Here is a 17,120-nt window from a genome sequence, read left to right on the forward strand (position 1 = left end):
AAGATGTGAATATTTTAGTCGTAGAAGATAATGAAGCAGTTTGTTCGATGCTTGAAATGTTTTTTGCGAAAGAAGGATTACACGGTGAGTTCGTGATGAATGGATTAGATGGGTACAATCGCTACAAAACGGGTGATTGGGATATAATTATTTTGGATTGGATGCTTCCTGGGATGGATGGGGTCAGTATTTGTCGTAAAATCAGGGAAGAGAATCGTACAATACCGATCATTATGCTAACAGCGAAGGATAGTGAATCTGATCAGGTCCTTGGGCTTGAGCTAGGGGCGGATGATTATGTGACTAAGCCTTTCAGCCCTCTAGCATTGATGGCGAGAATTAAGGCAGTGATGCGAAGATCGCAGAAGGATAATCAGTCAGAACGATCAGAGGATCCTATTATTGAAACAACCCATTTTACAATAAATCGTGATACACGGGAAGTATTTCTAGATGGTGAATTAATCCCCAACTTAACACCGAAGGAATTTGATTTACTTCTCTATTTTATACAATCACCGCGCCAGGTTTTCACGCGTGAGCAGCTACTTGAACGGGTATGGGGCTATCAGTTTTACGGAGATGAGCGAACGGTTGATGTGCATATTAAACGTCTGCGGGGCAAGATAGGCTTAAACGCTCAGCCGATGCTTCATACTGTCTGGGGAGTCGGTTATAAGTTTGATGAAACGGTGACGGTTGATGAGAATTAAGTATGTGTATCAATTGCTTGTGAGCCATATTAGCATTTTACTTGTGGCGTTTGTTATCTTAAGTTTACTGTTTGCTAATTATGTAGAAAATCTAGTCTATAAAAATAAAACAGATGAACTGATTGAATATGGACAAACCATTTTAGCGAAGTTTGAAGCAGATCCGAGAAGGCAGATTGCTACGTTAAATCAATACGCAAACGTGTTAGATGCACGAAAAATTTACTTTAGTGTGTTTGATCAACACTTGAACTTGTTAACGCCTAATATTGGTCCACTTGAAAGTTTCGAGCTGACTGCTAAAGAGTATTCCCAGCTTTCAAATGGTGAAACGGTCATTATTCGCCATGAAGGCAAACGATTTATACAAGAAATGTCGGTTGTATTGTTACCGTATATCCAACGTGGGAATTTACTCGGAGTCATTGTTCTTTATGCTCCGGTAAGTGGTACACGAGAAATGATTAGTGAAGTGAACAATTATTTATTCATTACCGTGATTATCGCTTTAACGGTATCCTTACTATTAAGCTGGTTTTTGTCTAAACTCCATGTGAATCGAATTCAACGTATTCGTGAAGCTACTTCGATGATTTCGTCTGGGAATTATAATGTCCATGTTCCATCCTCCAGCTTTGATGAAATCGGTGACTTAGGCAATGATTTCAATGAGATGGCACGGAAGTTAAAGAACTCCAATGAAGAAATTGAAAGTCTTGAAAACCGCAGGCGTCAATTCATGGCAGACGTATCTCATGAAATGCGAACGCCATTAACCACGATAAGCGGAATGATAGAAGGATTGCGGGATGACTTAATTCCTGAGGAAGAAAAAATGAAGGGAATTAGTCTGATGAATCAAGAGACGAAGCGATTAATCCGGTTAGTGAATGAAAATCTAGATTATGAAAAAATTCGATCCAATCAAGTCGTGTTAACCAAAGAAACGTTCCAGCTTCAAGAAGTATTGGAAGTCATTCAAGAACATCTGTCCCTTCAGGCAGAAGATAAGAATAACAGGATTAAACTTGATGTTCCTAAAGATTTATTGGTTTTTGCGGATTATGACAGACTGATGCAAATCTTAATTAATATTACCAAAAACAGTATTCAGTTTACCGAAAATGGAACGATATGGCTCCGGGGTAAAGTAGGGAAAGATTTGACCATTATTGAAATTGAAGACACAGGTTCTGGGATTAATCCAGCAGATATTGAAGCAATCTGGCATCGCTTTTATAAAGCTGACTTGTCTCGAACTAGCAATCCCTATGGAGAATTCGGTCTCGGTTTATCCATCGTTAAAAAGCTTGTCCAGCTTCATGATGGTGAAATTGAGGTGGAAAGTGAGGAAGGCAAGGGAACGATCTTTACGATTCAATTGCCAGTAAAATAAATAGTTGCAAAGGTGACTAGTTATCAATCTGAAACAAAGCAGCTAATAGGATTCAATATGTAGATAATACGAAGCACTATGGCCTATAATATGAAATAGCTTTAGGTGAAGAGACTGTGGAGAATCTTTCCATCGAGATAGTGTCAAATGAGTAAGAGGAGTGGAAAATCGTGTATAAAATCATTGCCATCGACATGGATGGGACCTTATTAAATGATCATCATGAAGTAACAGCAGACGTACGAGACGCGCTACATAGAGCAAAAGAGCAAGGTGTGAAAATCGTTCTCTGTTCCGGCCGTCCCATCGGTGGTATGCGCCGGTACTTGAAAGATCTTAAGCTAGATGAAGAGGAAGATTACGTGATTGCCTATAACGGTGCTCTCGTTCAAAATACTCATACCAATGAGATCGTATCTGAGCTGTCACTTGGATATGAGGATTTAAAGTTGCTCTATGAACTTAGTATAGAGCTAGACACTCCTATGCAATTTTTTGATGCAGAGAATGTCTATACACCGAATACAAATATCAGTGAATACACAGTGCTTGAATCGTTTATCAATCAAATCCCTTTATGTTACCGCAAGATTGAAGAGATTCCAACAGATATTTTGCTGCCGAAAATCATGTTTATTGATGAACCTGAGCGTTTAAACAAAGTGATTGCTGCAATTCCGGCGTCAATAAAAGAAAAGTACATGATGGTTCAGAGTACACCTTATTTCTTAGAAATCTTACATCCAGAAGTTAGCAAAGGGAATGCTGTCAAGAAACTAGCAGAAAAACTAGGGATCAAGCAGCAAGAGGTGATGAGTATAGGTGATAATGGTAATGATTTGTCAATGATCGAGTACGCTGGCTGTGGTGTGGCTATGGAGAATGCCATTCCTGAGGTTAAGAAATCGGCTAATTTTCAAACTCGCTCCAATAATGAAAATGGGGTTGCGTATGCCATTCACGAGCTTGTACTGACGCGTTAGCTCTAGATGTGGGGTATTTTTCCCTGCCATGTGAATGGTTAATAAGTATCTGGTTTTAAACTGAGGTTCTGCCGTATTTTAATAAAGTTCGACAATCTAAGACAAATTTAGACTCCTTCCTTTAACTAGGGAGGAGTTTTTTGATATGATAAAAAATAAGAAACATCAAAGAAATGAGGGGTATTAGATGATGGTTAAAATTGAAAATAATTGGTTGAAGGTAAGTATTTCACGAAATGGAGCAGAAGTGCGAGAAGTACAGCATAAGAAAAATGGACTGGATTATATGTGGTCAGGGGATAGCGCATATTGGGGACGTGTTTCACCAGTCTTATTTCCGATTGTCGGAAGTTTAAAAGAGAACCAGTACCATCTAGATGGCAATACGTACAAAATGTCACAGCACGGTTTTTTACGTGATAATGTTTTCGAAGTGGACAAACAGGAAACAGACTCTGTTTCCTTTGTAATCGAGTCTGCTGGACAATTTACAGATGTATATCCATATGAATTTAAGGTCTATATTCATTATAAGCTTAAAGAAGATTCGCTAATTGTAAGCTGGGAAATCGTGAATGAAAATAAGGAAGAAATGTATTTTTCCATTGGTGCACATCCAGCGTTTAAGCTTCCACTTTTAGAAAATGAGAAGATTGAGGATTACATATTGAAGCTTACACCTGCATCTAATAAGGAAGTCATTGAATATGAGCTAAAAGATTCTTTAATCCATGAGAAAGGGCCAGCTCAAGATTTTCACAAGATTTCGCTCACGCCTTCTTTATTTGCACAGGACGCTCTAGTATACAGCCATATCGATCACATGAGACTGACATCTCAAAAATCGAGTCATGGTGTCGAACTAACATTCAAGGATTTTCCGTTCGTTGGCATTTGGTCGAAATATAACGAGACAGATCGTACAATGGCATCGTTTGTCTGCATTGAACCATGGTACGGCATTGCTGACACGCATGATACATCAGGGAACTTGAAGGAGAAATTTGGAGTGAATCGGCTAGAAGCAGGGGAAACGTTCCAAGTTGAGTATGGAATGAAGTTTAATTAGAGGAACTAAGATTCTTTTTATTTAGGACCCCTCTTTTTTATACTTACATCCTGTCAAACCGGGATGAGCATGTCTTATATTCTAGAGAATAGAATCATATAATATTTCACCCTTGTTTCATTCTTTGTTAATAAATTCGTCATATTTGTTGGGTATGATGAATGTAACAAATAAATTGAAAGAAACAAGGAGGATGGTCCGTATGGAGGAACATCAAATTGAAACAAATACATCTTCACAAAGAGAACCACAAAAAAAAGGAAAAGCGGGCTGGGGGCAAACGATTGTTTCTGGATTAATTGGTTCCGTTTTAACGGCAACGATTTTTGTAACAGCGGGAGATCAGCTTTTCCCAGGCACTACAGCCCCTACTGAAAATCAAGCTACCAAAGCAGTAGAAAAAGATATAACAAAGGATAATGGCATAAACGTTCAAACAACCTCATATACAGGAACACCAAGCCTTGCAGATATGGTTGAATCGGCTTCGAAGGCCATTGTTGGAGTCGTCAATTATCAACAATCGGCCAACCGATTTGCACTGAACTCGCAGGAAGTAGAAAGTGGAACAGGTTCAGGTGTCATGTATAAAATTGATGGAAAGAACGCCTATATTGTAACGAATAATCATGTCATTGAAGGTGCATCAAAGGTTGAGGTTTCGTTATATAATGGTAAGACCACAACGGCAGAAATCGTCGGTTCCGATGCTTTAACTGATTTGGCTGTTTTGAAAATTGATGCTTCATTAGCTCCGGGTGAAATTAAATTTGGTGATTCAAGTACGGTCCGTGCCGGTGAGCAGGTTGTAGCAATTGGGAATCCACTCGGTCTTGATTTTTCTAGAACGGTTACTGAAGGAATCATTAGTGCCGCTGAAAGAACCATTGACGTGGATACATCAAGCGGTACATGGGGATTAAACGTCATCCAAACTGATGCTGCAATCAATCCAGGTAATAGCGGGGGAGCCCTAATCAATTCTAAAGGTGAAGTAATCGGAATTAATAGCTTAAAAATATCCGTAAATGGTGTCGAGGGCCTCGGATTTGCTATTCCAAGTAATGATGTGATTCCAATTGTGGACGAAATGATTAAAACAGGAAAAGTGACACGTCCATATTTAGGAGTGGGCCTTGCTGATTTAGCAGAACTTCCACAAGCATACGCACAAAACATTCCTCAAAATGTGAAGGCTGGAGTCATGGTCACAGATGTGGCAAATGGATCTGCTGCAGAAAAAGGCGGCTTACAGCAGGAGGATATCATTACTGCGATGAATGGAAAAGAAATAAAGAGCGCTATGGAACTTAGAAAATATCTTTATACAGAAGCAAAAGTGAATGAAAAAGTAAGTGTGGACGTGTATCGTGGAAATCAGAAATTAACATTACATGTTACATTAGGACAATCACAATAACAACATTGAAATGAATGGCTCTGGCTGCGATTTAGTAGCTAGGGCCATTTTTTTTTGAGATGTGCCCTTTAATTTGAATGGATGAAAGGCACTTTGAAACATATATCAGCTGCTGTCGTGATCATTTCAAGTACAAGAATAAATGGTTGTATGAGAATTATGGTTCAAGTTTATAATAGTAGAGGGTGCCACCAAGCGAAAAATACGATTCATATATAATTGTCAATAAAATTATTCCGAAAATATAGAAATAGTTTGACAATTCTGTGAACAAGGTGAATAATATATATATAAGGAGGATGATTAAAATGGAATCTAGATTGAAGTTGTTAAACGCTACGAAGTATGTAGGGGTAATCCTACTTACAATGGGAATTGCAATTTTTTTATACGGTTCCTTTGTAAGCGATTACAAACCTGTGATGGGGATTGGGATTGGTACAGTGATGGGCGCTGTTTTTATCTTCTTGATGGGAATGTTTCTAGTAGCTTCTGAAGAGATGGTGACAAATTGTAAGCAGGGGAAAAAGATACTGCCTTGATAATGGATTGGTTTAATAAGAATAATAAGAACGTGAATATTAAATGGTCATATAGATGTTGAATAGGTGTAGTTGATATGATGAAACAAATGGCTGCGCCTTTTAAAAAAAAGAGAGCGTAATACGCCCTCTTTTAAGTTGATCTTTTGGATTACATATCCCAGACAAAGATTAACAATGTCCCGAAAATGGTAACTAAAGCAACCAATATACCAAAATAAACGTTTGAATAAATGGCAGCTTTATCTTCTGTTTCACCAGCATGCATGAATACAACGAGTTGAAGGCCTGCTTGTACGAATGCAGTCACAAGAAGAATCGTCATGCCTGCTGTAAATGACATATCTACGAAGTAAACCAATAGAGCTACTGCTGTAAGGATTAACGAGAATACAAAACCCATTACTTGTTTTATTGGGAATAATTCTTTCATATTACATCATTCCTTTCAAGTAGATGAAGCTAAAGATAAAGATCCAAACTACATCTAGGAAATGCCAGTAAAGAGAGAAAATGAATGATTTATTGGCTGTTTCAGGAGTCAATCCACGTTTTTTCACTTGTAGGATAATAAATAATCCCCAGAAGAAACCTAATGTTACGTGCAGTCCATGTGTTCCTAACGTTGTTAATAACATGGATGTGAATCCGCTAGTGCTCAGTCCAGCGCCTTCGTGTATATATGTTGTGAATTCGAAAATTTCAAATCCTAAGAACCCTAAACCTAGAACAAGAGTTACCGCAAAGAAGGACATCATGGCTTTTTGTTTGCCTAAGCGCATGGCGTGAATACCAAGACCAATAGTAAAACTACTTGCTAAAAGCAAGATTGTTTCCATTAATACTGGTGATAGTTCAAAGATTTCTGCACCGGTAGGACCATTGCCCGAACGGTTCTCATACACGAAGTAAGACGTGAAGAGCGTTGCAAAAAGCATAATTTCGGCACCTAGGAAGATCCAAAAACCAAAGATTTTTAACCGGTTTTCTTCCGTGCTATATTCAAGTGGAAGCGAGTGATCAATTTTCATTATTTAGCACCTCGCAATTTTGTTTCTGTTTCTTCAATTTCTTCTACAGGGATGTAATGTCCATGATCTTTTTCGAACGAACGGTATACCAGACAACCTAGGATACCGAGTAACGAAATAATGGCAAGTGGCCAGATACTGAAGATCATACTAAATCCAAAGACGAAGAAGATACAACTCATAATAAATGGTAAACCGCTAGAATTCGGCATATGAATTTTTTCGATTTTACCTTTAAATATTTCGTGGCCATTTTTCTTAGCATCCCAGAATGCTTCAGTTGATTTAACTTGCGGCATAACCGCGAAGTTGTATTCCGGTACTGGAGTATGAGTAGCCCACTCAAGAGTACGTGCATTCCATGGATCGTTACCGATATTCCGTGGTGAGTAACGAACGCTATAATAGATATTGTACACAAGTAACGCAAAACTAATGGCCATAATACCTGCTCCGATAAATGCAACCATATTCAATGGACCAAATCCAGTTGCTTCAGAGTACGTGTACATTCGGCGTGCTTGACCGTCTAAACCAGTAATATACATTGGGATGAATGCTAAAACGAATCCAATGGACATTAACCATACTGTCCATTTACCGATTCTCTCATTTAACATGAATCCGAACATTTTTGGCCAGTAGTACGTAAGACCACCAAGCATTGCATATACAACACCAGGGATAATCACGTTATGGAAATGAGCAACTAAGAACATTGTATTATGATATTGATAATCCGCAGCTGACATCGCAAGCATAACCCCTGTTACCCCACCAAGTGTGAACAGCGGAAGGAAATGCATCGCGTAAAGCATTGGAGTAGTAAATTCAATTTTCCCTTTCCAAAGGGTGAACAACCAGTTGAAGATTTTAACCCCAGTTGGAACAGCAATCGCCATCGTTGTAATGGAGAAAAAGCTGTTTGCAAGTGCCCCTTGCCCCATCGTAAAGAAATGGTGAGCCCACACAAAGAATGAAAAGGCAGAGATAACAACCATTGAAGCAACCATGGATTTATACCCATAAAGATTGCGACGTGCAAAGGTCGAGATAATCTCACTAAATAAACCGAATGCCGGCAAGATCAAGATATATACTTCAGGATGTCCCCAAACCCAGAATAGGTTGGCCCAAAGCATATCTGAACCACCGTCACCAATTGCAAAGAATTTTGTATCGAATAAACGATCCATTGTACCCATTGCAAGTAATACGGTTAATACAGGGAAAGCAAAAACAATGATTAAGTTAGAGATTAAAGCAGACCATGTGAACATCGGCATTTGCATTAATTTCATGCCAGGTGCTCTCATCTTAAAAATAGTCGTGATGAAGTTGATACCCGTCATTAAAGTACCGATACCAGCTATCTGAATTGCAATCATGTAATAATTCGAACCTACAGAAGTACTAAAATCATTCCCTGCAAGCGGAAAATAAGAAGTCCAACCTGCATCAGGTGAACCACCAATTACGAATGAGATGTTGAATAGCATCGCACCCATAAAGAATAGCCAGAAGCTTATGGCGTTTAGACGTGGGAAGGCTACGTCACGGGCACCAATTTGTAATGGTACGACGAAATTAAAAAAGAACATAATAAATGGCATAGCCATAAAGAGAATCATAACGACCCCATGAGTTGAGAATACTTCGTTATAATGCTGAGATTCTAGTAATTTATTATCAGGAATGGCAAGTTGAGCACGTAACATAATAGCATCTACGCCACCGCGGAATAGCATAAGTAAAGCAGAAATTAGATACATAATACCGATCCGTTTATGGTCTACTGTTGTTAACCATTCACGCCATAGATAATCCCATTTTTTAAAATAGGTTATGCCTACGAGAACCGCAATAACAGTAAGACCGATGGCAACCATTGATGCGTATATCAAAAAGCTTGGATGCGGTACGGCAAAGCGATCAAAGAAATCCATACTTTTTTGACTCCTTCCAAGATTATATTGCTTTTCATATAAAACGAGTGATTAGTATATGTGTAACCTATTAATGATGATGACTGTGATCTTCTTCTTTCAAAGAATCACTTGATTCATGATGGTGGTTGCCTTCTTCTGAAACCTTATCAGAATCAGCTGAATCATGATGATGTTCTGGAGCTGGTGAGAATTCTAAATGCGTTCCAGTATATGTGGATCGTCCAAGATGTCCAGGTTCTAATAAATCATTAAATTTCTCTTCAGTAAGAGGTTTAGCTGTATCGTGCACTTCTTTTACCCATTTATCAAAGTCAGCTTGGGACATTGCCTCAACATCGAACGTATTTTCAGCAAACCCTTCTCCACTGAAGTTTGCATTTCGGCCCATTAATTCACCAGGTTCGTATGCTGCTAAATGTAATGTTGTAACCATGTCACCCATTGCGTATTTTTGTCCACCAAGTTGTGGAATCCAGAAGCTAGTAATTGGCCCGAATGAATAAAGCTTGAATTCAAGTGGGCGATTTGCTGGGATATTTACATAGTTAACGGTTTCGATACCTTCTTCAGGATAACTAAAATGCCATTTCCAGTTAGAAGATGAAGCGTAAATGACTAATGGTTCTTGACCTTCGTATCCCTTCGGTGTGGCCTCTACTTCATAGTTACTCTTAACAGACATAACAGAAAGGAAAATGACAATGATAATTGGAACACCAATACAAATTGCTTCTACAAACATATTCCCTTCAATGTGTGGAGGTTCATAATCTGCACTCTGTTTAGAAGCGCGGTATTTAACTAACACGAATACTAAAATTGCAAAAACAACAATAACAATACCAGACATGATCCAGATGGATAACATAATATCATCGGCTTGCACTTTAGCTTGCGGCCCTTTAGGGTCCAAGACCAGTAGTGGTTCACAACCAGATAGCACAGCAGCAACCGTGAAAATCATGGCTAATAGAGCCCATTTTAACTTCATAGTAGTACCCCTTTCCCTTATATTTCTAGTTATTTAGATAAAGTGTTAACTGTTTCACAAACTGACGCTTCTATCTTATTACCATCTATATAAAAATACAATCAAAAGATAAATATGTCACAAAAAGTTCATGAAAATGTTGAGAAATAGTGGCCGTTGAGGAGATAAATTGGATTAATTGAAGATGTTGGAATATGATGATAGGGTTTAGGGATATTCCTGATTGAAATCATGTGATATCGAATGGACGGACCATAGAAAAAATTACATTAATATAATATATAGAGAAGCAGAAGCCGTAAAGGATCTCTGCTTTTTTTTATTTAGTAATCCGCCCAAATGTTTTTTACTAATGGGAGTTTCACTTTATAAGGGGGACTAGTAAGAGCAGTGATGCTAACAATAGATAAGGAGTTTTAAGAAAAAATGGGCAACTTTATGGGATATGAATAATTATTAAAGAAAAGTCAAAAAGTAACATATACAGTCTTGGGCAGCGGACGAGTAGCAATAAAAAAGAGTTAGAAGAATTACTAAAGTTTTTGCTAGACCATGTACGAATTGTCTTTGAAGGTCCTATTGTCATTAGGCGACTTCTGAGGAATATACGAATGCGGTGTATGTTGCATCTATCTAATTGCTATTTTTAATATGAAGTAAAGGAGGATTCACGATTGGTCGAGTATGATCCCGTTTTATATAGCAGAATTTTAACCGGTACCACGTTAGGTTTTCATACCATATTTGCTACCCTAGGAGTTGGTATTCCGCTTCTAATTGCGTTAGCAGAATGGATCGGAATTAAACGGAATGACTTGCATTACCATGTGCTTGCAAGGCGTTGGACTAGAGGGTATATCATCTCTGTTGCTGTTGGGGTGGTTACCGGGACTGCGATTTCCCTACAACTCAGCTTATTGTGGCCGAATTTTATGGAAGCGGCTGGTCATACCATTGCGCTGCCTTTATTCTTGGAGACATTTGCCTTTTTCTTTGAAGCCATTTTCCTGGGGATCTATCTCTATACATGGGATCGGTTTAAGAGCAGATATGCACATTTTCTCTTATTAATCCCTGTTTTTATAGGTGGTGGAGCTTCAGCCTTTTTTATATCAACTGTTAATGCCTTCATGAATTCACCTATTGGTTTTAATTATGAAAATGGCATATTAACAAATGTGAATCCTATTATGGCGATGTTCAATCCAGCCACACCAACAAAGGTAACGCATGTTTTGGCATCTTCTTATTTAACTGCTGCCTTTATTTTGGCCTCAATAGCAGCCTTTTCCATTTTAAGAGGCAGGGACCATGTATATCATAAAAAAGCATTGAAATTATCGATGACTGTCGCCCTTGCCTTTGCCATTTGTACGGCCTTGATTGGGGATTTATCAGGGAAATACCTGGCTCAATATCAACCAGAAAAGCTGGCAGCAGCCGAGTGGCATTTTGAAACAGAAAAAGGAGCGACGTTAATATTTGCTGGTTCCTTAGATGAAAACAATAAAATTAGCAAGGCTATCGAAATTCCATATGCACTAAGTATTCTGGCGCATGGAATTCCAGGGGCGGAAGTAATAGGTCTGGAGGAATTTCCAGTCGAGGATTGGCCTCCTTTGGTCGTCCATTATTACTTTGACTGGATGGTTACAATCGGCATGTTTCTTGCTCTTGTTGCCTTTATCTACTTTTGCATGCAATACAGGAAAAAATGGAATGAATTTAACAAGCCATTATTAAGCGCTATTATCGTGGGCGGGCCGCTTGCGATGCTTGCAATTGAAGCCGGTTGGTTCATGGCAGAACAAGGCCGTCAACCATGGATCATAAGAGGATTTATGCGCACCGCAGAAGCTGCGACAACATCAAACCATGTCGATACGATGCTTTATCTATTTATTTTGCTTTATCTCATTTTGGCCATTTCTATCATTATTGTGCTCAAAAGGGTGTTTAAAGCGAGCCCGCTTGAGAAGGAATTAAAAAAACAAGGGATCGAATAGGGAGGAACCATTGATATGAGCTATGAACTACTCGGCATTACGGTGCTATGGACATTTTTATACGGCTATGTCATTGTGGCGTCCATTGATTTCGGTGCTGGTTTTTTTAACTATTACACATCGATAACGGGAAAAGGGCCCATTGTTCATAAAGTTATTGATCGTTATCTTTCACCAGTTTGGGAAGTGACAAATGTATTCCTGGTATTCTTTTATGTAGGATTAATTGGTTTTTTTCCATCGGTTGCCTATTACTATGGGACAACTCTACTTATTCCAGGTAGCATTGCGACGATTCTGCTTGCTATACGCGGCTCCTATTACGCATTCCACCATTACGGTCCAAAAAAGGCAAAGTGGACACAATTTTTGTACGGATTAACTGGTCTGCTTATCCCTGCCTCCTTATCGACTGTTTTGACCATTTCAGAGGGGGGATATTTGAATGTCAGCGGTGGTAATGTGTCTTTGGATTACAGTGGGTTATTTACGAGCTTCTATTCTTGGACCGTTATTATCTTGGCGATTGTAAGTGTGCTGTATATCTCTGCCTGCTTTTTAACGTATTATGCGCATAAAGCCGGGGACACAGAGGCTTTTGATATTTTGAGAAAATATGCCCTTTCTTGGAGTTTGCCCACCATTCTAGCAAGTTTTCTTGTATTTTTATCAATCAGTCACCACAACTGGGAACATTTCAGCCGTATGCTTGACCTTTCCTGGATGTTCATTCTATCGAGCCTATTTTTCCTTGGTGCGGTCTATCTCATTTGGAAAAAACAAAGATTGGGTCTTTCGTTCATATTCGTCATGCTTCAATATGCTTTTGCCTTTTATGGATATGGGGCTGCTCACCTGCCTTACCTGCTCTATCCGTACCTCTCGATTTATGATGGGTTTACGAATGAAGCAATGGCCATCGCCTTAATCATTACCTTTGTTGCCGGTTTATTATTGCTCATTCCATCGCTCTATCTTCTTATGCGATTGTTTGTATTTAGCAACCAGTATGTACAAGGAAAGAAATAGGAGGTGTCTACTTGACTACATTTTTAATTATGGTAGCACCATGGATTATTGTTGTAATTGCCATCGTCCTATTATTTGTCTGGGGGGCGAAGGGGAAAGACACATACCGTTGACTAGAAAGGTACCCGGATTATGAGGCAGAGGAAGCCGGAATGTTAAAGTGAAACTTCCATCAATCGGGATTTTTATCTCCAAAAGATGGTTCGTTAAACCGGGATAAAGTTGGGAGATCGGCAATGTTATGAATCAGCTAAAAAAAATGGCGTTTGCAAAGAGAAGAACCATGTTTTTACTGGTTCTTTTCGCTTGTTTGACAGGCGCAGTGATAATTATACAAGCCTATTATTTTGTGAAAATTGTTGATTTGGTCTTTCTAAAAGCTGCTTCCTTTGACGCTATTGAACTTCCATTGGGCATTTTGCTTGCCGTACTTTTCGCCAGGGTGATATTCATGTATGCGGGAAGGAGAACAGGCATCAAACTTGCTTCAAAAGTAAAAAGAGAAGTAAGGGAAACGTTGTTTGTGAAATATGCCAGAAATCCGATCCAGACTTCCTTGAGTGGGCAGACGGGGCGGAAGGTAAGTACGGTAATGGATGCGGTAGATGAAATCGACAGCTATTTCAGCAGTTACATTCCTCAAATCATCCAAACCGCCATTGTGCCCGTTGTTATATTGCTTGCCGTTTTTACCCAACCTGCTTATTCTGGTCTGCTTATGCTGATTACGGCACCTTTTGTTCCGATTTTTATGGTGATTATCGGGATAAAAACGCAAAAAAAAGCAGAAAACCAGATGGAAAAGATGGCAGCCTTTTCAGGACATTTTCTCGATATTCTACAAGGTCTAACAACGCTTAAGCTGTTTGGTCGAGCGAGACAGCAAACAGAAGCCATTAAAAAAAGTAGCTCTGATTTCCGCGATGCTACTATGGAAGTACTCAAAGTCGCCTTTTTATCTTCGCTTACATTAGAATTCATTTCGACGCTTAGTATCGGTTTGATTGCATTTGAGTTATGTATCCGCCTTGTTGTTTTCAAGAATATCAGCTTTTTCTCCGCATTTTTTATATTAATACTGGCACCGGATTTTTACTTGTCGTTAAAAGACCTGGGAAGTGCCTTTCATTCGGGACGTGGGAGTATGGGGGCAGTTCAAAAGATTGCGGACGAATTAGCGCAAGAAGAGCAATCAATCTCATGGGGGACCGTGCATTTGCCTAAAGGTAGTCCCCCGCCTGCTATAGAAATCCAGGGAGTAAAGTTTACTTATGATGAAGGGGATTTTTCGTTAAAGGATTTGAATGTCTCGATTCTTCCTTTTGAAAAGACAGCAATTGTCGGCCCTAATGGGTCTGGGAAAACAACTCTTTTGCATATCATAGCTGGATTGTTGGAACCTACTGAGGGATTGATACAGATGAATAAGAGGCGGCGTTCTGAATACGAGGAAAAGAGCTGGTTTACCCAAATTAGTTATATTTCCCAGAATCCATATCTTTTCTCTGGAACGATTGCTGAAAATATCCGTATTGGCGGGGATCTGGGAGCCTCTATGGAGGAAGTAGAAAAAGCCGCTGAAAAAGCGGGGCTATCAGGGATGATTCAATCGCTTGAACGTGGGATTGATACAGCGATTGGCGAAGCAGGAAGGGGCCTGTCTGGAGGCGAGAAGCAGAGGGTTGCACTCGCAAGGGCGTTTTTAAAAAGACCTTCCCTTATTCTTTTTGATGAGCCTACCACAGGGCTTGATCTATATACAGAACAAATATTGCAAGCGTCGATGAGCGAACTGAGCAAGAATTCGACCGTGATCACGGTTGCTCACCGTCTCTATACGATTCAAGATGCCGATCAAATTTTATTTTTGAAAAATGGCAGACTGGTTGCGGCTGGAAAACATAAGGAGCTTATCGAAACAGTCACAGAATATCGCAATATGGTGTTTGCGCAACAAGGAGCGGGTACAGAGTGAAGGATTTACTACTTGTCGTTCGGTTAGTTGTGATAGAGAAGAAAGACATCCTGTATACTATTTTGTTTGGATTTCTCGCAGGGATCGTTGCGATTAGCTTATTTGCTTCCAGTGGGTATTTGATTTCAAAAGCAGCCCTTGCACCCCCATTGTATACGATGACGGTGATGTTGGCGTTGCTGAAACTATGTTCGATTCTTCGTGCTCTCAGTCGTTATGCAGAGCGTTTTTTTTCACATCGGGCGACTTTTGCTATTTTAGGTAATTTGCGTGTTTCATTTTTTGAAAAATTGGAACCACTGGCATCAGGTATTTTACAAAAGTATCGAAGCGGCGACCTTCTTTCTCGCATTGTTGGAGATGTGGAAAGTTTGCAAAATTTCTTTCTCCGCGTTTTTTATCCCCCCATTGTTTTCGTTCTTGTGTTTTTAAGTACGATTGTCTTTACTTCTTTCTACTCGGTTTATGTTGCCTTGTCATTACTTGCAGGTATGATTTTGACCGGTTTTATCGTCCCGATTTTATTTGCGCTAAGGCAAAGGCATATTGAGCAGGGAATTCAAAGTGAGCGCGGTGAATTGTCTACTGAAGTAACCGAGTTTCTTTACGGATTCCGTGATTTGAAAATCTATCGGAAACTGGAAGAAAGAGAACGGCGGCTGCTTGAGCTTTCCGATCTGTACATAAGGGAGCAAGAGCGAAAGGAAGGTTTGGCTAATTTCAGTCAAACGTTGAATACGTTAATCGCGAATTGTGTGTCCTGGGCTATAGTTGCGCTGGGGGCTTACCAAGTTGTCACTGGTAAATTGGATGGTCTATACCTTGCAATGCTTGTGATGATTTCCCTGAATGTGTTTGAATACTCGATTCCTTTGGCAGCTTTCCCTGTTCATTTCGAAGACAGTCGAAGAGCGGCTGCACGACTTTTTTCAGTGGTGGGGAAGGATGCTACTATGAAATTGGAGCCAGATAGCGAGATTTATAACTTGGATCAAGATGCCATCTCCATTGATATAAATAAGGTAACTTTCTCTTTTTCTGACCACACCCGACCGATTCTGAATCAGGTTTCGCTAACCTTGCCAGCTGGTTCAAAGACAGCTATCGTTGGCCCATCTGGCTCAGGGAAATCAACACTGCTGCAGCTGCTTATGAAAATGCAGATTGCTGATCATGGAAGGATATTACTAAATGGTATTTCCGTTGATAGGATTCAGGAAGAAAATATTTGGAAAAGCATGAATGTAGTTCTGCAGGAAAATCACTTTTTCTACGGAACCATCAAAGAAAATTTACTGATTGCCAGAGAGAATGCAACAGATGAGGAGTTAGAAGCGGCGCTAACGAAGGTCCAGCTTGACGGATTCACGTTAGATCAAGCGGTTTTTGAAAAAGGAGAAAATCTATCTGGAGGAGAAAAACAAAAACTAGCCATTGCTCGTACGCTGTTAAAGGGAAGCCGGTTATGGTTATTGGATGAACCAACTTCGTCAATGGATGCGTTAACGGAACAAAACATGTATAGGCACTTATTTAATCAAGCTAAAAACGATACGCTTGTACTCATAAGTCACCGCTTAACAGGCTTGGAACAGATGGATCAGATTATCGTAATGGACCAAGGAATGGTCGTCGAATCCGGCTCGTTCACAGAGCTTATGGAGAAAAGAGGATACTTTTACGGTTTGAAGCAAATTGAGAAGAGTGTTCTTTTTTAATGAGTGGGATTGGAGCTGCATAATTCTACCGCATATACAGATTCTCTGGGTAATCCTCCTACAATAACGTAGGGGAACAGAGAGGGAACCGCTTCACTGTAAAAAAGGAGAAAACCTGATAGTGGTTCTCCCCTTTTTTATATGTCTGAACTAGGCTTATACCCAAAGGTAGTGTGTAATCTCTTGCCTTCTGTAGCAAGAGTGGTGACGATTGTTTTTAAGTGGTTGGTCGATTTTATCAAAAAGTGGATGGCGTAAGATATCATGGTTCTATTATAATTGAGGAAGAATAAATATT

General features: G+C 39.6%; 15 protein-coding genes. 11 read left to right on the plus strand and 4 right to left on the minus strand.

What is annotated here, in order from left to right; all coding sequences use genetic code 11:
* Positions 1-5: 5 nt before the first annotated feature.
* The 6 genes from AC625_RS02165 to AC625_RS02190 all read left to right on the plus strand — a co-directional run bounded on the left by AC625_RS02165 (position 6) and on the right by AC625_RS02190 (position 6,123).
* Positions 6-713: a response regulator transcription factor gene (locus tag AC625_RS02165; RefSeq protein ID WP_049679788.1), complete on the plus strand. Its 708-nt coding sequence runs from the start codon at positions 6-8 to the stop codon at positions 711-713.
* Positions 703-2,109 (plus strand): sensor histidine kinase, encoded by a 1,407-nt coding sequence (locus AC625_RS02170; RefSeq protein WP_049679789.1) that lies wholly within the window; start codon positions 703-705, stop codon positions 2,107-2,109. The genes AC625_RS02165 and AC625_RS02170 overlap by 11 nt, the downstream gene beginning before the upstream one ends.
* 170 nt (positions 2,110-2,279) lie before the next feature.
* Positions 2,280-3,092, plus strand: a complete 813-nt coding sequence (gene yidA, locus AC625_RS02175; protein WP_049679790.1) for a sugar-phosphatase — start codon at positions 2,280-2,282, stop codon at positions 3,090-3,092.
* 190 nt (positions 3,093-3,282) lie between these two features.
* Complete coding sequence (locus AC625_RS02180; protein ID WP_049679791.1) at positions 3,283-4,161, plus strand: aldose 1-epimerase family protein; 879 nt, start codon at positions 3,283-3,285, stop codon at positions 4,159-4,161.
* A 202-nt stretch (positions 4,162-4,363) separates the two neighbouring features.
* On the plus strand, positions 4,364-5,581 hold the full coding sequence (locus AC625_RS02185) for a S1C family serine protease (protein ID WP_245644900.1): 1,218 nt from the start codon (positions 4,364-4,366) through the stop codon (positions 5,579-5,581).
* Between the two features lie 308 nt (positions 5,582-5,889).
* On the plus strand, positions 5,890-6,123 hold the full coding sequence (locus AC625_RS02190; RefSeq protein ID WP_049679793.1) for a hypothetical protein: 234 nt from the start codon (positions 5,890-5,892) through the stop codon (positions 6,121-6,123).
* Between the two features lie 151 nt (positions 6,124-6,274).
* Here AC625_RS02190 and qoxD read toward each other — a convergent pair whose 3' ends face one another.
* The 4 genes from qoxD to qoxA form a co-directional block, all read right to left on the minus strand.
* Positions 6,275-6,556 carry a cytochrome aa3 quinol oxidase subunit IV gene (qoxD, locus tag AC625_RS02195; RefSeq protein ID WP_049679794.1) on the minus strand — a complete coding sequence of 94 codons (282 nt, stop codon included), beginning with the start codon at positions 6,554-6,556 and terminating at the stop codon, positions 6,275-6,277.
* Position 6,557: 1 nt separating this feature from the next.
* A complete protein-coding gene (qoxC, locus tag AC625_RS02200; RefSeq protein ID WP_049679795.1) occupies positions 6,558-7,154 on the minus strand; it encodes a cytochrome aa3 quinol oxidase subunit III in 597 nt (198 codons plus the stop codon).
* Positions 7,154-9,100 carry a cytochrome aa3 quinol oxidase subunit I gene (gene qoxB / locus AC625_RS02205; RefSeq protein ID WP_049679796.1) on the minus strand — a complete coding sequence of 649 codons (1,947 nt, stop codon included), beginning with the start codon at positions 9,098-9,100 and terminating at the stop codon, positions 7,154-7,156. The genes qoxC and qoxB overlap by 1 nt, the downstream gene beginning before the upstream one ends.
* A gap of 70 nt (positions 9,101-9,170) precedes the next feature.
* Positions 9,171-10,094, minus strand: coding sequence for a cytochrome aa3 quinol oxidase subunit II (gene qoxA, locus AC625_RS02210; RefSeq protein ID WP_049679797.1), 924 nt, complete (start codon positions 10,092-10,094; stop codon positions 9,171-9,173).
* 674 nt (positions 10,095-10,768) lie between these two features.
* Here qoxA and AC625_RS02215 point away from each other — a divergent pair.
* From AC625_RS02215 to cydC, 5 genes are all read left to right on the plus strand, one after another.
* Positions 10,769-12,100 carry a cytochrome ubiquinol oxidase subunit I gene (locus AC625_RS02215; protein ID WP_049679798.1) on the plus strand — a complete coding sequence of 444 codons (1,332 nt, stop codon included), beginning with the start codon at positions 10,769-10,771 and terminating at the stop codon, positions 12,098-12,100.
* Between the two features lie 15 nt (positions 12,101-12,115).
* Positions 12,116-13,129, plus strand: a complete 1,014-nt coding sequence (locus tag AC625_RS02220) for a cytochrome d ubiquinol oxidase subunit II (RefSeq protein WP_049679799.1) — start codon at positions 12,116-12,118, stop codon at positions 13,127-13,129.
* Positions 13,130-13,140: 11 nt separating this feature from the next.
* Positions 13,141-13,242: a cytochrome bd oxidase small subunit CydS family protein gene (cydS, locus tag AC625_RS28425; RefSeq protein WP_400626655.1), complete on the plus strand. Its 102-nt coding sequence runs from the start codon at positions 13,141-13,143 to the stop codon at positions 13,240-13,242.
* A 128-nt stretch (positions 13,243-13,370) separates the two neighbouring features.
* Positions 13,371-15,104 (plus strand): thiol reductant ABC exporter subunit CydD, encoded by a 1,734-nt coding sequence (cydD, locus tag AC625_RS02225; RefSeq protein ID WP_049679800.1) that lies wholly within the window; start codon positions 13,371-13,373, stop codon positions 15,102-15,104.
* Positions 15,101-16,822 carry a thiol reductant ABC exporter subunit CydC gene (cydC, locus tag AC625_RS02230; RefSeq protein WP_049679801.1) on the plus strand — a complete coding sequence of 574 codons (1,722 nt, stop codon included), beginning with the start codon at positions 15,101-15,103 and terminating at the stop codon, positions 16,820-16,822. The genes cydD and cydC overlap by 4 nt, the downstream gene beginning before the upstream one ends.
* Positions 16,823-17,120 lie beyond the last annotated feature (298 nt).

Source organism: Peribacillus loiseleuriae (genome assembly GCF_001183985.1).
Taxonomy (GTDB): Bacteria; Bacillota; Bacilli; order Bacillales; family DSM-1321; genus Peribacillus; species Peribacillus loiseleuriae.

Excerpts from the sequence above, each read along its gene's own strand:
- AC625_RS02170 (WP_049679789.1), top strand. The coding sequence starts at position 703 with ATGAGAATTAAGTATGTGTATCAATTGCTTGTGAGCCATATTAGCATT.
- AC625_RS02180 (WP_049679791.1), top strand. The coding sequence starts at position 3,283 with ATGGTTAAAATTGAAAATAATTGGTTGAAGGTAAGTATTTCACGAAAT.
- AC625_RS02185 (WP_245644900.1), top strand. The coding sequence starts at position 4,364 with ATGGAGGAACATCAAATTGAAACAAATACATCTTCACAAAGAGAACCA.
- AC625_RS02190 (WP_049679793.1), top strand. The coding sequence starts at position 5,890 with ATGGAATCTAGATTGAAGTTGTTAAACGCTACGAAGTATGTAGGGGTA.
- qoxD (WP_049679794.1), bottom strand. The coding sequence starts at position 6,556 with ATGAAAGAATTATTCCCAATAAAACAAGTAATGGGTTTTGTATTCTCG.
- qoxC (WP_049679795.1), bottom strand. The coding sequence starts at position 7,154 with ATGAAAATTGATCACTCGCTTCCACTTGAATATAGCACGGAAGAAAAC.
- qoxB (WP_049679796.1), bottom strand. The coding sequence starts at position 9,100 with ATGGATTTCTTTGATCGCTTTGCCGTACCGCATCCAAGCTTTTTGATA.
- qoxA (WP_049679797.1), bottom strand. The coding sequence starts at position 10,094 with ATGAAGTTAAAATGGGCTCTATTAGCCATGATTTTCACGGTTGCTGCT.
- AC625_RS02220 (WP_049679799.1), top strand. The coding sequence starts at position 12,116 with ATGAGCTATGAACTACTCGGCATTACGGTGCTATGGACATTTTTATAC.
- cydD (WP_049679800.1), top strand. The coding sequence starts at position 13,371 with ATGAATCAGCTAAAAAAAATGGCGTTTGCAAAGAGAAGAACCATGTTT.